The organism is Agrobacterium sp. CFBP 3001 (assembly GCF_027871605.1).
GTDB lineage: Bacteria > Pseudomonadota > Alphaproteobacteria > Rhizobiales > Rhizobiaceae > Agrobacterium > Agrobacterium leguminum.
Window position 1 is genome coordinate 39,570 of sequence record NZ_JAQAHD010000005.1, and the last position, 14,303, is coordinate 53,872.

12 protein-coding genes are annotated in these 14,303 nt (G+C 60.3%); all 12 read right to left on the reverse strand.

The window, feature by feature from the left end; translation table 11 throughout:
• Window positions 1-37: 37 nt before the first annotated feature.
• Window positions 38-343: a DUF1467 family protein gene (locus PH605_RS08610; RefSeq protein WP_065653980.1), complete on the reverse strand. Its 306-nt coding sequence runs from the start codon at window positions 341-343 to the stop codon at window positions 38-40.
• Window positions 344-475: 132 nt separating this feature from the next.
• Window positions 476-2,143: a ribonuclease J gene (locus PH605_RS08615; RefSeq protein ID WP_142844882.1), complete on the reverse strand. Its 1,668-nt coding sequence runs from the start codon at window positions 2,141-2,143 to the stop codon at window positions 476-478.
• Window positions 2,144-2,344: 201 nt separating this feature from the next.
• On the reverse strand, window positions 2,345-3,085 hold the full coding sequence (locus PH605_RS08620) for a biotin--[acetyl-CoA-carboxylase] ligase (protein WP_161987840.1): 741 nt from the start codon (window positions 3,083-3,085) through the stop codon (window positions 2,345-2,347).
• 26 nt (window positions 3,086-3,111) lie between these two features.
• A complete protein-coding gene (gene nuoN / locus PH605_RS08625; protein ID WP_078054275.1) occupies window positions 3,112-4,554 on the reverse strand; it encodes an NADH-quinone oxidoreductase subunit NuoN in 1,443 nt (480 codons plus the stop codon).
• 18 nt (window positions 4,555-4,572) lie between these two features.
• A complete protein-coding gene (locus PH605_RS08630; RefSeq protein WP_142844881.1) occupies window positions 4,573-6,084 on the reverse strand; it encodes an NADH-quinone oxidoreductase subunit M in 1,512 nt (503 codons plus the stop codon).
• Entirely contained in the window at window positions 6,084-8,081 is a 1,998-nt protein-coding gene (gene nuoL, locus PH605_RS08635) for an NADH-quinone oxidoreductase subunit L (RefSeq protein WP_065653984.1), read from the reverse strand. Before nuoL ends, PH605_RS08630 begins: the two co-directional genes overlap by 1 nt.
• 7 nt (window positions 8,082-8,088) lie before the next feature.
• A complete protein-coding gene (nuoK, locus tag PH605_RS08640) occupies window positions 8,089-8,397 on the reverse strand; it encodes an NADH-quinone oxidoreductase subunit NuoK (protein ID WP_003521516.1) in 309 nt (102 codons plus the stop codon).
• Between the two features lie 28 nt (window positions 8,398-8,425).
• Complete coding sequence (locus tag PH605_RS08645) at window positions 8,426-9,040, reverse strand: NADH-quinone oxidoreductase subunit J (protein WP_003521517.1); 615 nt, start codon at window positions 9,038-9,040, stop codon at window positions 8,426-8,428.
• 136 nt (window positions 9,041-9,176) lie between these two features.
• Window positions 9,177-9,668, reverse strand: coding sequence for an NADH-quinone oxidoreductase subunit NuoI (gene nuoI / locus PH605_RS08650; RefSeq protein WP_003496449.1), 492 nt, complete (start codon window positions 9,666-9,668; stop codon window positions 9,177-9,179).
• A 36-nt stretch (window positions 9,669-9,704) separates the two neighbouring features.
• Window positions 9,705-10,751, reverse strand: a complete 1,047-nt coding sequence (gene nuoH, locus PH605_RS08655) for an NADH-quinone oxidoreductase subunit NuoH (protein WP_003521518.1) — start codon at window positions 10,749-10,751, stop codon at window positions 9,705-9,707.
• A gap of 13 nt (window positions 10,752-10,764) precedes the next feature.
• Window positions 10,765-12,846 carry an NADH-quinone oxidoreductase subunit NuoG gene (nuoG, locus tag PH605_RS08660; RefSeq protein ID WP_142844880.1) on the reverse strand — a complete coding sequence of 694 codons (2,082 nt, stop codon included), beginning with the start codon at window positions 12,844-12,846 and terminating at the stop codon, window positions 10,765-10,767.
• A 149-nt stretch (window positions 12,847-12,995) separates the two neighbouring features.
• Complete coding sequence (gene nuoF / locus PH605_RS08665) at window positions 12,996-14,300, reverse strand: NADH-quinone oxidoreductase subunit NuoF (protein WP_020012329.1); 1,305 nt, start codon at window positions 14,298-14,300, stop codon at window positions 12,996-12,998.
• Window positions 14,301-14,303: the final 3 nt, after the last annotated feature.

Genomic DNA, 14,303 nt, shown 5'->3' on the forward strand with positions numbered 1-14,303 from the left:
GCAGATGCGCGTTAACGGCGATCACCTGCGCAGCTTTTCAATCGAAAACGGGAATAATTCTCGGCAGGTCATCGAGGCTGACGCCGAACCACCAGGTTCCGCCGTACCACAGCCCACAGATCAGGGCCGAGATTACGGTCGTCCACAAAACGATCCGCCCGCCCCTGAACCTTGATGGCGCACTGGCGACCGTGCCCAGCGCCACATCGCCCTCCTCATCCTGAGTGCGCAGGCCAATCGGCAGCACGATGAAAAGCACCGTCCACCAGACGATGAAATAAACGGCGAAGGCCGAAAGAAGCGGCATGTGATCCTCCTGCACAATGGGCTTCTTGTAACGCATTCATCCGCAGATCGGAATCACTTCTCCGCAAGAAACCCTAAAAGAAAACAGAAGGGCCGCGCTTTGCGGCACGGCCCTGGAATCATCGGGAAAGAGACAGACGGCCCGGCCGATTGCCGGAAAGCTCCCGGCTCAGACCTTGGTTACAAATACCGTCACGATCGGCTTCTTGCCCCAGCTCTGGTTGGCGGCTGCGCGCACGGCGCGGCGCACTGCTTCACGCAGCAGTTCCAGATCCTTGCGGCGGGCGCGCGGAATGCTTTCGACGGCGCCGAGCACGGCGTCATAAAGCGTGTCCTCCATCGCCTCATCCTCGTCGTCGAATTCCGGCAGGCCGAAGGGCACGACATCGGGATCGCCGAGGAAATCATAGCGGCTATCCAGCACGACATTGACGGCCACATGGCCGGCGAAGGACAGCTTGCGGCGATTGCTGATACCCATCTCGTCCATGTCGCCGACGAGATTGCCATCCTTGAAGACGCGGCCATGCGGCACATCGTCGATGACTTCCGCAGGACCCGGCGCAAGGCGCAGAACATTGCCGTTGCGCACCTTCGGCACCTGCGAAATGCCGGCCTGTTCGGCCAGTTCCTTCTGCGCCACCAGATGCGCCGCCTCGCCATGGACGGGCACGACGATCTGCGGCTTCGTCCATTCGTACATCTTCAGAAGTTCGTTGCGGCGCGGATGGCCTGAGACATGCACCAGCGCCTCATTGTCGGTGACGATATGGACGCCCTGCTCGATGAGGCCGTTCTTGATGTCGATGATCGCCTTCTCGTTGCCGGGGATGGCGCGCGAGGAAAACACCACCGTATCGCCGGAAGCCAGCGCCACATTGCGCATCTCGTCACGCGAAAGCTTGGCGAGTGCGGCGCGCGGCTCGCCCTGCGAACCGGTCAGGATCAGCACCACCCGGTCGCGCGGAATATAGCCATATTCGTCTTCGGCGAGGAATGGCTTGATGCCTTCCATGATGCCGAGATCCTGCGAGACGTTGACGACGCGCTTCAGCGACGAGCCAAGCAGCAGCACCTCGCGGCCGGCTGCTTCCGCGGCCTGCGCAATCGAGCGGATGCGACCGACATTGGAGGAGAAGGTGGTGACGGCCACACGGCCCTCGGCGTTTTCGATGATCTGCCGCAGGCCTTCGGAAACCTCGTGTTCGGAGGGCGATACGCCATCGCGCACCGAATTGGTGCTGTCACACATCAGCGCCAGTACGCCCTCTTCGCCGATGGCGCGGAAGCGGGCCTCATCCGTCAACGGACCGAGCGACGGGGCCTCGTCGATTTTCCAGTCACCGGTGTGGATGACATTGCCGAGCGGTGTGCGGATGACCAGCGACATCGGCTCCGGAATGGAGTGGTTGACGCCGACCGCCTCGATTTCGAACGGGCCGACATTGATGCGGTCGCCCGCCTTGAAGATCGTCACCGGAATTTCGGCACGCGTGCCCTCATAGGCGCGCTTGGCTTCCAGCATGCCGGCGGTGAAAGGCGAAGCATAGACCGGCACGTTGAGGCCGGGCCAGAGATCGTTAAGCGCGCCATAATGGTCTTCATGGGCGTGGGTGATGATGATGCCCTTGAGGTTCTTTTTCTGCTCGGCGATATAGCTGATGTCCGGCAGTACCAGATCGACGCCCGGCAGGTCCGGGCCGGCGAAGGTCACGCCGCAATCCACCATGATCCATTGGCGCTTGCTCTCCGGCCCGTAGCCATAAAGCGCCAGATTCATGCCGATTTCACCCACGCCGCCAAGCGGCACAAAGACCAGTTCGTCCTGTTTAGCCATTGTTTTTCTTATCCATTCACGAAAGCATGCAGGCGACGGCAATTGGCCGCGCCCGCCGCTCTTAAGCATCGGACCTGTTGAACCATCTGATCGACCGGGCCGATGCGGAACCGGTTTTTCACCCTGCTTTTCATGAGCCGCAGGAAAGCTCCAACCCGTCGAAAGCGGTTCGGCGCGGGCCTTCGGGTCGCGCCGTTCACCTCATCCGAAAAACACGTCGCCGGCGGCAATCGAGCGCCTTGCGCCCTCATCCTCATCCAGCAGCAGATAACCATTATCATCAATCCCGACGAAACGCCCGCCAATCGAACGGTCCGGGAAGTTGACGGTGATATGTTCGCCGATGCCGCAGGCGGCGGCACGCCAGCCAGCCATGATGCCGGCAACGCCCCTGCCCTCGTCCCAGGCCCCCAGCACCTCCGCCGTCTCACGGAAAAGATGGGCGAACAATTCGTCGGGCGAGCAGGACGCACCATGTTCGGAGAGCATGGTCACGGGGTAAAGCGGATTTTCCGGCTTATGGGCGATATTGATGCCGATGCCGATGACGATGGCGCGCCGGCCATCCGGCAGCAGCTCCGCCTCCATCAGAATGCCGCAGGTCTTGCGGCGTCCGATCAGCACGTCGTTCGGCCATTTGATTTCGAGCGGCTCACCACCCGTCGGCAGCACCGCGCGGATGGCGCGATAAACAGCCAGCGCGAAGGCAAGCGGCAGGGACCCTATACGGTCCATCGGAGCGGGATCGATCAGAAGAAGCGAGGCGTAGAGATTGCCGGGTTCGGAGACCCATGGCCGGCCGCGACGGCCGCGTCCGCCGGTCTGGCGGATGGCGGTGATCCACAGATTGCCGCCATCGCCCGCCCTTGCCTGGGCGAAACATTCCAGATTGGTCGATGGCGTTTCCGCCATCGCCTCGTGCCGGAAGTCATCGATGGACATCCGGCCCGTATGCTTGTGTGTGCTGCTCAAAAGAAGGTCTTCGCCGCAGCAGTGACCGCGTTGCCGAGTGCACCGCCGAAGACGATGAAGGCCACGGTGAAGAAGGCCGAAAGCGCATAAACCACTTTGAGTTCGCCCGACGGACGCTCGAACTTGTCCTTGGCTTCATCGAACCACATGACCTTGACGACGCGGATGTAATAATAAGCGCCGACAACCGAGCCGATGACACCGATGATGGCGAGCGGATAGAGCTTCGCCTCGATGGCAGCGAGGAAGACATAATACTTGCCGAAGAAGCCGGCGAGCGGCGGAATGCCGGCAAGCGAGAACATCAGGATCGTCAGCACAACCGCCATGAAGGGGTTGGAGGACGAAAGACCGGCCAGATCCTCGACAGTCTCGACATTGCCGATTTCCTTGCGGCGCATGGAGAGAATGCAGGCGAAGGTGCCGAGCGTCATGACCATATAAACGGTCATGTAGAGGATGACGCCAGCCACACCGGCTTCGGTGCCCGCAGCGAGACCGACCAGCGCATAACCCATGTGACCGATGGAGGAATAAGCCATCAGGCGCTTGATGTTCTTCTGGCCGATTGCGGCAAAGGAGCCGAGCAGCATGGAGGCGATGGAGATGAACACGACGATCTGCTGCCAGTCGGCGAAGACCGGCTGGAACGCCTCGATGACGATGCGAACGAGGATCGCCATAGCGCCGATCTTCGGCGCAGCCGACAGGAACGCCGTTACCGGGGTCGGCGCACCTTCATAAACGTCCGGCGTCCACATATGGAACGGCACGGCCGAAATCTTGAAGGCGAGACCGGCGAGAACGAAGACCAGGCCGAAAACGAGACCGAGCGAACGGGTTTCCGAGGCCAGAACCTGGGCGATTTCGGTAAAGCCGGTATTGCCGGTGAAGCCGTAGACCAGCGACATGCCGTAAAGCAGCATGCCGGAAGACAGCGCGCCGAGCACGAAATACTTCAGGCCCGCTTCCGTGGAGCGCAGGCTTTCACGGTTGATGGCGCAGACAACGTAGAGCGCCAGCGACTGCAGTTCCAGCGCCATGTAGAGCGAGATCAGGTTGTTGGCCGAGATCATCAGCAGGATGCCCAGCGTCGCAAGAACCAGCAGCACCGGATATTCGAAACGGCCGATGGGTTCGAAACGGCCCTGACCGACGGCCAGGATCATGGCGGTGATGGAGCCGATCAGCGCCAGTACCTTCATGAAGTTGCCGAAGGCATCGGCGATGTAGACACCGCCGAAGGCCACGCCCGAAGCGGGGGCAAAGATGATCCAGAGACCGACGACGAGCAGGAGGGCAACGGCAAGGCCGGTGACCGTCGTTGTCGACTTGTCGCCCGAGAAGACGCCAATCATGAGCAGCGCCAGCGCGCCGACCGCAAGGATCAGCTCGGGCGTCGCAATGTGCAGACTGGCAAAAAGGATTTCAGCGGTCATGTCCAACGGGTCCTGTCGTCAATTCATAGAGAGCGCAACATTTTGCGCCGCCTGCAGTGCAGCCGAATAGTTGTTTACCAGAAGATCGACCGATGCGGCTGTCGCATCGAACACCGGTGCCGGATAGACGCCGAAGAAGATCGTCAGCACAACCAGCGGATAAAGGATGACCTTTTCGCGGGTCGACAGATCGAGCATCGACTTCAGGCTTTCCTTCTCGAGCGCACCGAAGATCACGCGGCGATAGAGCCACAGCGCATAGGCGGCCGAGAGGATGACGCCGGTTGCCGCAAACAGTGCGACCAGCGTGTTGGCGCGGAAGACGCCGATCAGCGTCAGGAACTCACCGACGAAGCCGGAGGTGCCGGGCAGACCGACATTGGCCATGGTGAAGATCATGAAGGCGACGGCATATTTCGGCATGTTGTTGACGAGGCCGCCATAGGCCGCGATTTCGCGGGTGTGGAGACGGTCGTAGACAACGCCGACGCAGAGGAAGAGCGCGCCCGACACGATGCCGTGCGACAGCATCTGGAAGATTGCGCCCTGCACGCCCTGAACGTTGGCGGCGAAGATACCCATGGTCACGTAACCCATGTGGGCGACGGAGGAATAGGCAATCAGCTTCTTGATGTCGTCCTGCATCATCGCCACCAGCGAGGTGTAGATGATGGCGAGAACAGACAGCGTGAAGACGAAGGGAGCGAAATAATCCGAAGCCAGCGGGAACATCGATAGCGAGAAGCGGATGAAACCGTAACCGCCGAGCTTCAGCATGACGCCGGCAAGGATGACCGAACCTGCGGTCGGGGCCTGAACGTGGGCGTCCGGCAGCCAGGTGTGCACCGGCCACATCGGCATCTTGACCGAGAAGGCGGCGAAACAGGCGAGCCACAGCCAGGTCTGCATGCCGGCCGGGAAGCCGTATTTCAAGAGTTCTGTCATGTCGGTGGTGCCGGCCTGCCAGTACATGGCCATGATGGCGAGCATGGTCAGAACCGAACCGAGCAGCGTGTAGAGGAAGAACTTGTAGGAGGCGTAAACGCGATCCTTGCCGCCCCACACACCGATGATGATGAACATCGGGATCAGCGTCGCTTCGAAGAAGACGTAGAAGAGAACCGTATCCAGCGCCACGAAAACGCCGATCATGACGACTTCCAAGAGCAGGAAGGCGATCATGTATTCCTTGATGCGCTTCTCGATCGAATCCCAGCTTGCCAGCACGCAGAAAGGCATGAGGAAAGTGGTGAGGATGACGAAGAGCATGGAGATGCCGTCGACACCCAGATGGTAGGCGGCGATGTTGCCGAACCATTGATGCTTCTCGACCATCTGGAAACCGGGGTTCGAATTGTCGAAACCGATCCAGATGAACAGCGACACGATGAAGGTGAAGACTGTTGTCAGCAGCGAGACATTGAGAATGTTGCGGCGACCATAGGGGCCGTTCTCATTCGTCAGAAGCAGGAGCACCACGCCGACGAGCGGCAGAAAGGTGACCGTTGAAAGAATGGGCCAATCGGTCATCAGAGGGCACTCCCGAGCATCATCCAGGTGACAAGCGCCGCGATGCCGATCAGCATCGCAAAGGCATAATGATAAAGATAACCGGATTGCAGGCGGACCATGCGGTTGGTCACGTCAACCACACGCGCTGCAATGCCGTTCGGTCCATAGTGGTCGATGACGGCGACGTCACCCTTCTTCCACAGGAAGCGGCCGAGCGCCTTTGCGGAACGAACGAAGAGGAAGTCGTAGAGTTCGTCGAAATACCACTTGTTGAGAAGGAACTGGTAGAGGCCACGATGGGTCTCGGCCAGACGCTTCGGCGTCTCCGGCGACTTGATGTACATGTACCAGGCGGTCACGAAACCAAGCGCCATGGCGAAGAACGGGCTCCACTTCACCCACAGCGGAACGTGGTGGAACTCTTCGAGGATCTCGTTTTCCGGAAGCGTAAACAGGGCGCCCTTCCAGAATTCGGCATATTCATGACCGAAGAAATAACCTTCGAAGGCAACACCGGCGAAGATCGCGCCAACGGTGAGGATGAAGAGCGGGATGAGCATGACCATCGGCGATTCATGCACGTGGTGCATGACGTCGGCCGAAGCGCGCGGCTTGCCGAAGAAGGTCATGAAGGCCAGACGCCAAGAATAGAAGCTGGTGAACAGCGCGGCAATGACCAGCAGCGTGAAGGCGAAGCCCGACAGAACCGAATGCGACGCATAAGCGGATTCGATGATGACGTCCTTGGAGAAGAAGCCGGCAAAACCGATCATCGTGCCCGGGATACCAACGCCGGTCAGCGCCAGCGTGCCGACAGTCATGGTCCAGAAGGTGATGGGGATATGCTTGCGCAGACCGCCCATGTACCGCATGTCCTGCTCGCCATCGACGGCATGGATGACCGAGCCGGCGCACAGGAACAACAGGGCCTTGAAGAAGGCGTGCGTGAAGAGGTGGAACACGGCAGCGCCATAAGCGCCGACGCCGAGCGCCACGAACATGTAACCGAGCTGCGAGCAGGTCGAATAGGCGATAACGCGCTTGATGTCGTTCTGCACGAGGCCAACGGTTGCCGCAAAGAAGGCGGTGATGGCGCCGATCAGCGTCACGACGGTCAGCGCATCGTGCGAAAGTTCGAACAGCGGCGACATGCGGGCGACGAGGAAGACGCCGGCGGTGACCATGGTTGCGGCGTGAATGAGGGCAGACACCGGGGTCGGGCCTTCCATCGCGTCCGGCAGCCAGGTGTGCAGCAGGAACTGCGCCGACTTACCCATCGCGCCCATGAAGAGCAGCAGGCACACGCCCGTCATCGCATGGGCCTTGTCCAGATGCATGCCGAACAGGTTGATGACGGTTTCCGAGGAGGCAGCGCCTTCAGCCGGCAGATAGGTCGCAGCGGCAGCGAAGATCGTTTCGAAATTGATCGAACCGAACAGCACGAACACGCCGCCGATGCCGAGAATGAAGCCGAAGTCACCGACGCGGTTGACGATGAAGGCCTTCATCGCAGCGGCAGAAGCGGACGGCTTCTTGAACCAGAAGCCGATCAGCAGATAGGACGCCAGACCCACGCCTTCCCAGCCGAAGAACATCTGCAGCAGGTTGTCGGAGGTCACCAGCATCAACATGGCGAAGGTGAAGAGCGACAGATAGGCGAAGAAGCGCGGACGATGCGGATCGTGGTGCATGTATCCGATCGAATAGAGATGCACCAGCGTCGAGACGGTGTTGACGACGACGAACATGACGGCCGTCAGCGTGTCGATGCGGAACGCCCATTCGACATCGATGCCGCCGGACTGGATCCAGCGCAGCACGGTGACCTTGATCACCTCGCCCGGCTCGCCATGGGCGAGCGCGACGGTGAAGAACACGATCCACGACAGGATGGCGACCACGATCATCAGACCGGTGGTGACATATTCCGAAGCCTTGGCGCCGATGGAGCGGCCGAACAGGCCGGCGATCAGGAAGCCGATCAGTGGAAGAAAGACGATAGCCTTGTAGATCATAGCCTTATCAGCCCTTCATCATATTGACGTCTTCGACGGCGATCGATCCGCGGTTGCGGTAGAAGACAACGAGTATTGCAAGACCGATGGCCGCTTCAGCGGCTGCGACGGTCAGAATGAACAAAGCGAAGACCTGGCCGACGATATCGTTCAGGAAGGCCGAGAAGGCCACCATGTTGATGTTGACCGCCAGGAGGATGAGTTCGATCGACATGAGGATGACGATGACGTTCTTCCGGTTAAGGAAGATGCCGAAGACGCCGATCGTGAAGAGGATCGCGCTGACCGTCAGGTAGTGGGAAAGACCGATTTCCATATTCTGTTTCCTTGGATCCGTTCGCGCCTCAGATGCCCTGGCCCGGCTTGACCTTGACCGTGGTAACGGCGGTCTTCGGGTCGCGGCCGACCTGCGTGGAGATATCCTGCCGCTTGATGTCGGTGCGATGACGCAGCGTCAGCACGATGGCGCCGATCATGGCCACCAGCAGCACGAGGCCGGCGAGCTGGAAGAAGTAGACGTAATTGGTATAGAGCACGTCGCCGAGTGCGGCCGTATTGGTGCGTTCGGTGACCGGCGGGATCGGCATGGTGATGGACTTGGCCGCAATCGGGTTCAGCATGCTGCCGCCGACCACGACGATCAGTTCCGCCGCGAGGATGACGCCGATCAGCGCACCGACCGGGGCATATTGCAGCACGCCCGAACGAAGCTCTGCGAAATCCACATCCAGCATCATGACGACGAAGAGGAAGAGCACCGCCACGGCGCCGACATAAACCACCAGCAGGATCATGCCGAGGAATTCGGCGCCCGTCAGCAGGAACAGCGCGGCTGCGTTGAAGAAGGTCAAAATCAGGAAGAGCACCGAATGAACTGGGTTCTTCGATGCGATGACCATGAACGCAGACGCCACGGCGACGAAAGCGAATATATAAAAGAATACAGCGTGCAGACCCATGTTGGTGCCTTCTTGTCCTCATCGGGCAAAGATGGCTCGAAGGCCCCTCACCCGTTTCGTCCCCGCCGGCGAAAACCGCGCAGGCATTTTACTTTTCATCGCTCTCCGGGGTTTCCCCCGGAAAGACGGTTGCGCCTTAACGGTAAGGCGCATCCAGTGCGAGGTTGCGTGCGATTTCACGCTCCCAGCGGTCGCCATTGTCGAGAAGCTTCTGCTTGTCGAAATAAAGCTCCTCGCGGGTTTCCGTCGCGAATTCGAAGTTCGGGCCTTCGACGATGGCATCCACCGGGCAGGCTTCCTGGCAGAAACCGCAATAGATGCACTTCACCATGTCGATATCGTAACGCACCGTGCGGCGGGTGCCGTCATTGCGGCGCGGGCCGGCTTCGATGGTGATCGCCTGAGCGGGACAGATCGCTTCACACAGCTTGCAGGCGATGCAGCGCTCTTCACCGTTCGGATAACGGCGCAGCGCATGTTCACCACGGAAGCGCGGAGAGACCGGGCCCTTTTCGAAAGGATAGTTCACCGTTGCCTTCTGTTTGAAGAAGTGGCGCATCGTGAGCAGGATCGCGCCGACGAACTCCTTCAGGAACAGCGAATTGACGGCTTGGGAGAGGCTTGCCATCTCAGTCTCCAGATTTCTGAGCGAGGAGTACGGACATCAACCGGCCCACCCCGTCAGCTTCAATACGAATGCAACAATAACGACCATGGCGAGCGACAGCGGCAGGAACACCTTCCAGCCGAGACGCATGAGCTGGTCATAACGGTAACGCGGAACGAAAGCCTTGGTCAGCGCGATCATGAAGAAGACCATGCAGCCCTTCAATGCGAACCAGACAATGCCCGGAACCCAGTTCAGGAACCACACATCCACGATCGGCAGCCAGCCGCCCATGAACAGGATCGTCGTCAGGCAGCAGATCAGGACGATCGCAGCATATTCGCCGAGCATGAACATCATGTAAGGCGTGGAGCCGTATTCGACCATGTGACCGGCGACCAGTTCCGATTCCGCTTCCGGAAGGTCGAAGGGCGGACGGTTGGTTTCGGCAAGGCCCGAAATGAAGAACACGATGAACATCGGGAAGAGCGACAGCCAGTGCCAGTCGAGGAACGAGGCCGGCAGGCCGAGCATGGTGCCGAGGCCGGTCTTCTGGGCCAGAACGATGTCCGTCAGGTTGAGCGAACCGACGCAGAGCAGAACGGTGACGATGACGAGGCCGATCGACACTTCGTAGGACACCATCTGCGCGGCAGAACGCAGCGCGCCGAGGAACGGGTACTTCGAGTTCGAAGCCCAGCCGCCCATGATGATGCCGTATACTTCAAGCGAAGAAATCGCGAAGATATAGAGAATGCCGACATTGATATTGGCGACAACCCAGCCTTCATTGAAGGGAATCACGGCATAGGTGGCGAGCGCCAGCGTCACCGCTACCAGCGGCGCCAGAAGGAAAACGGCCTTGTTGGCGCCGGCCGGAATGACAGGCTCCTTCAGAATGAACTTCAGAAGGTCGGCGAAGGACTGGAAGAGACCGAAGGGACCAACGACGTTCGGACCACGGCGCAGCTGTACCGCCGCCCAGACCTTGCGGTCGGCAAGCAGCAGGAACGCGATGGACACCAGAAGGCAAACGAGAAGCAGCAGGGACTGGCCGACCATGATCAGCGCGGGCCAGACGTAGCTCCAGAAAAACTGTTCCATAAATCCCCTACCCTTACTCTGCCGCAGCCTGGAAATTGTTGCGGGCCAATGCGGAGCACTCGGCCATGACGGCGGATGCGCGCGCAATCGGGTTCGTCAAATAAAAGTCTTTAACCGGCGAGGCAAACGCCGACTTGTTGAGCGAGCCGCTTTTGCCAGCCAGCGCTTCGATATCTTTGCCGTTGCCGGCGACGATCTCGTCCGTTTCCGCCAGATGCGGATGCGCTACATAGAGCTGGCCGCGGAGCGCCGACAGCGAATCGAACGGCAGCTTCTTGCCGAGAACATCGGACAACGCACGCAGGATCGCCCAGTCTTCGCGGGCTTCGCCCGGTGCGAAACCGGCGCGGTTGCCCACCTGCACGCGGCCTTCGGTGTTGACCCAGATACCGGATTTTTCGGTATAGGCCGCACCCGGAAGGATGACGTCGGCATTCATCGCGCCCTGGTCGCCATGGCTGCCGATATAGACGGTGAACTTGGCGCCCTTGTTCGACAGGTCGAGTTCATCGGCGCCGAGCAGGAAGAGAACGTCCATGGAGGCGACCATGTCAGCGGCGGCAACACCGCCCTCGCCCGGCACGAAGCCGATGTCGAGACCGCCGACGCGGGAAGCGGCGGTGTGCAGGACAGAGAATCCGTTCCACTCTTCGGTGACAGCACCTACCGAGGTAGCGAGCTTGGCGGCGGCAGCCAGCACGGCTGCACCATCGGCGCGCGCCAGAGCGCCTTGGCCGATGATGATCAGCGGGTTCTTGGCAGATTTCAGCTTGTCGATGAAGCTGTGCGAGCCATTGGCCAGATCGGACAGCGTTTCAGCGCCGGAACCGAGATATTCGTAATTGTAGCGCAGTTCGCCAGCTTCGCCGATTACGCCGATCGGGAAACCGCCGCGACGCCAGCGCTTGCGGATGCGGGCATTGAGCACGGCCGCTTCGTAGCGCGGGTTGGAACCGACGATCAGCAGGGCGTCGGCCTGCTCGATGCCTTCAATGGTGGAATTGAAGATGTAGCTGGCGCGACCGAGCGAAGGATCAAGCGCTGCACCATCCTGACGGCAATCGACATTGGCCGAACCGAGCGAAGAGAGAAGCGACTTCAGCGCGAACATTTCTTCGACGGAGGCCAGATCGCCGGCAACCGCGCCGATCTTGTTGCCGGTTGTTGCGGCAACCGCCTGCTTGATGGCACCGAAGGCTTCACCCCAGGTGGCGGGCTGAAGGCGACCATCCTTGCGGACGTAAGGCCGGTCGAGGCGCTGAGTCTTCAGGCCGTCCCAGATAAAGCGGCTCTTGTCGGAAATCCACTCTTCGTTGATCGCCTCGTTGACGCGCGGCATGACGCGCATGACTTCGCGGCCGCGAGTATCGACGCGGATGGCCGAACCGAGCGCGTCCATCACGTCGATGGTTTCGGTCTTGTTCAGTTCCCACGGGCGGGCGGTGAAGGCGAAAGGCTTGGAGGTGAGCGCGCCGACCGGGCAGAGGTCAACGACGTTGCCCTGCAGCTCCGAGGTCATGGCCTGCTCGAGATAGGTGGTGATTTCCGCATCTTCGCCGCGGCCGATGAGACCGAGTTCGGCAATGCCGGCCACTTCCGTGGTGAAACGGACGCAGCGCGTGCAGTGGATGCAGCGGTTCATGACCGTCTTGACGAGCGGTCCGATGTACTTGTCTTCAACCGCACGCTTGTTTTCCGCATAACGCGAACCGGCGATACCGAAGGCCATGGCCTGGTCCTGCAGGTCACATTCGCCGCCCTGGTCGCAGATCGGGCAATCCAGCGGGTGGTTGATGAGCAGGAATTCCATCACGCCTTCGCGGGCCTTCTTGACCATTGGCGTGTTGGTGAAGATTTCCGGCAATTCGCCGTTCGGGCCGCCGCGAACGTCGCGAACGCCCATGGCGCAGGAAGCGGCGGGCTTGGGCGGTCCGCCCTTCACCTCGATGAGACACATGCGGCAGTTACCCGCGACCGACAAGCGCTCATGAAAACAAAAGCGCGGAACTTCGGCGCCAGCCTCCTCGCACGCCTGCAACAGCGTGAAATGATCCGGAACCTCGATCTCTTTACCGTCAACCTTGAGCTTTGCCATGGTTCTACTTACGTCCTGTTGCCTGTTCGTCCCATGTCTCACACGGTCCGCAACAAATCCTTAATCACGCCCGGCACTCGTATCGTCTGCCAGACGCTTCATGGTGTCGCGAGGCCGGAAAACTCCGGCTCCGCCTGAAGCCTTAATGCTTATTCAGCGGCTTCCAGAACAGCGCCATCATCCATGGCCCTGTAGGTATATTGGTCGATGCGCTTTTCGATTTCCGGACGGAAATTGCGGATCAGCGCCTGTACCGGCCATGCGGCGGCGTCGCCGAGCGCACAGATGGTGTGGCCTTCGATCTGCTTCGTCACTTCAAACAGCATGTCGATTTCGCGCTTCTGGGCATTGCCCTTGACCATGCGTTCCAGCACGCGCCACATCCAGCCCGTGCCTTCACGGCACGGCGTGCACTGACCGCAGCTTTCATGCTTGAAGAAGGCCGCGATGCGGGCAATCGCCTTGATGACGTCGGTGGACTTGTCCATGACGATCATGCCGCCGGTGCCGAAGGAGGATTTCACTTCGCGCATGCCGTCGAAATCCATGATGGCGTCCTTCATGTCCTCACCGCGAACGATGGGGCAGGATGCGCCGCCGGGGATGACGCCGAGCAGATTGTCCCAGCCGCCGCGAATGCCGCCGCAATGGTGTTCGATCAGCTCGCGGAAGGACAGGCCCAGCGCATCTTCGAAGGTGCACGGACGCTCGACATGGCCGGAGACCATGAACAGCTTGGTGCCGACATTGTTCGGACGGCCGATGGACGAGAACCATGCCGCGCCACGGCGCAGGATGGTCGGCGCAACGGCGATGGATTCGACGTTGTTGACGGTCGTCGGGCAGCCATAGAGGCCCATATTGGCCGGGAACGGCGGCTTCAGGCGCGGCTGGCCCTTCTTGCCTTCAAGGCTTTCGAGCAGAGCCGTCTCTTCGCCGCAGATATAGGCACCCGCGCCGTGGTGGACGTAGATGTCGAAATCCCAGCCGTTCTTGTTGTTCTTGCCGAGCAGGCCGGCATCGTAGCACTCATCGATGGCTGCCTGCAGCGCCTCACGCTCACGCATGTATTCGCCGCGAACGTAGATATAAGCGGTATGCGCGCCCATGGCGAAACCGGCGATCACGCAGCCTTCAATCAGCGTATGCGGATCGTTGCGCAGGATTTCGCGGTCCTTGCAGGTGCCGGGCTCGGATTCGTCGGCGTTGACGACGAGGTAATGGGGGCGGCCGTCATTTTCCTTCGGCATGAAGGACCATTTGAGACCCGTCGGGAAGCCAGCGCCGCCGCGACCGCGAAGGCCGGAAGCTTTCATCTCGTTGATGATCCAGTCACGGCCCTTTTCGATGATCTGTTTGGTGCCGTCCCAATGGCCGCGCGCTCTCACGCCCTTCAGGGACTTGTCCTTGAGGCCGTAGAGATTGGTAAAGATGCGATCCTGATCTTTTAACATGCT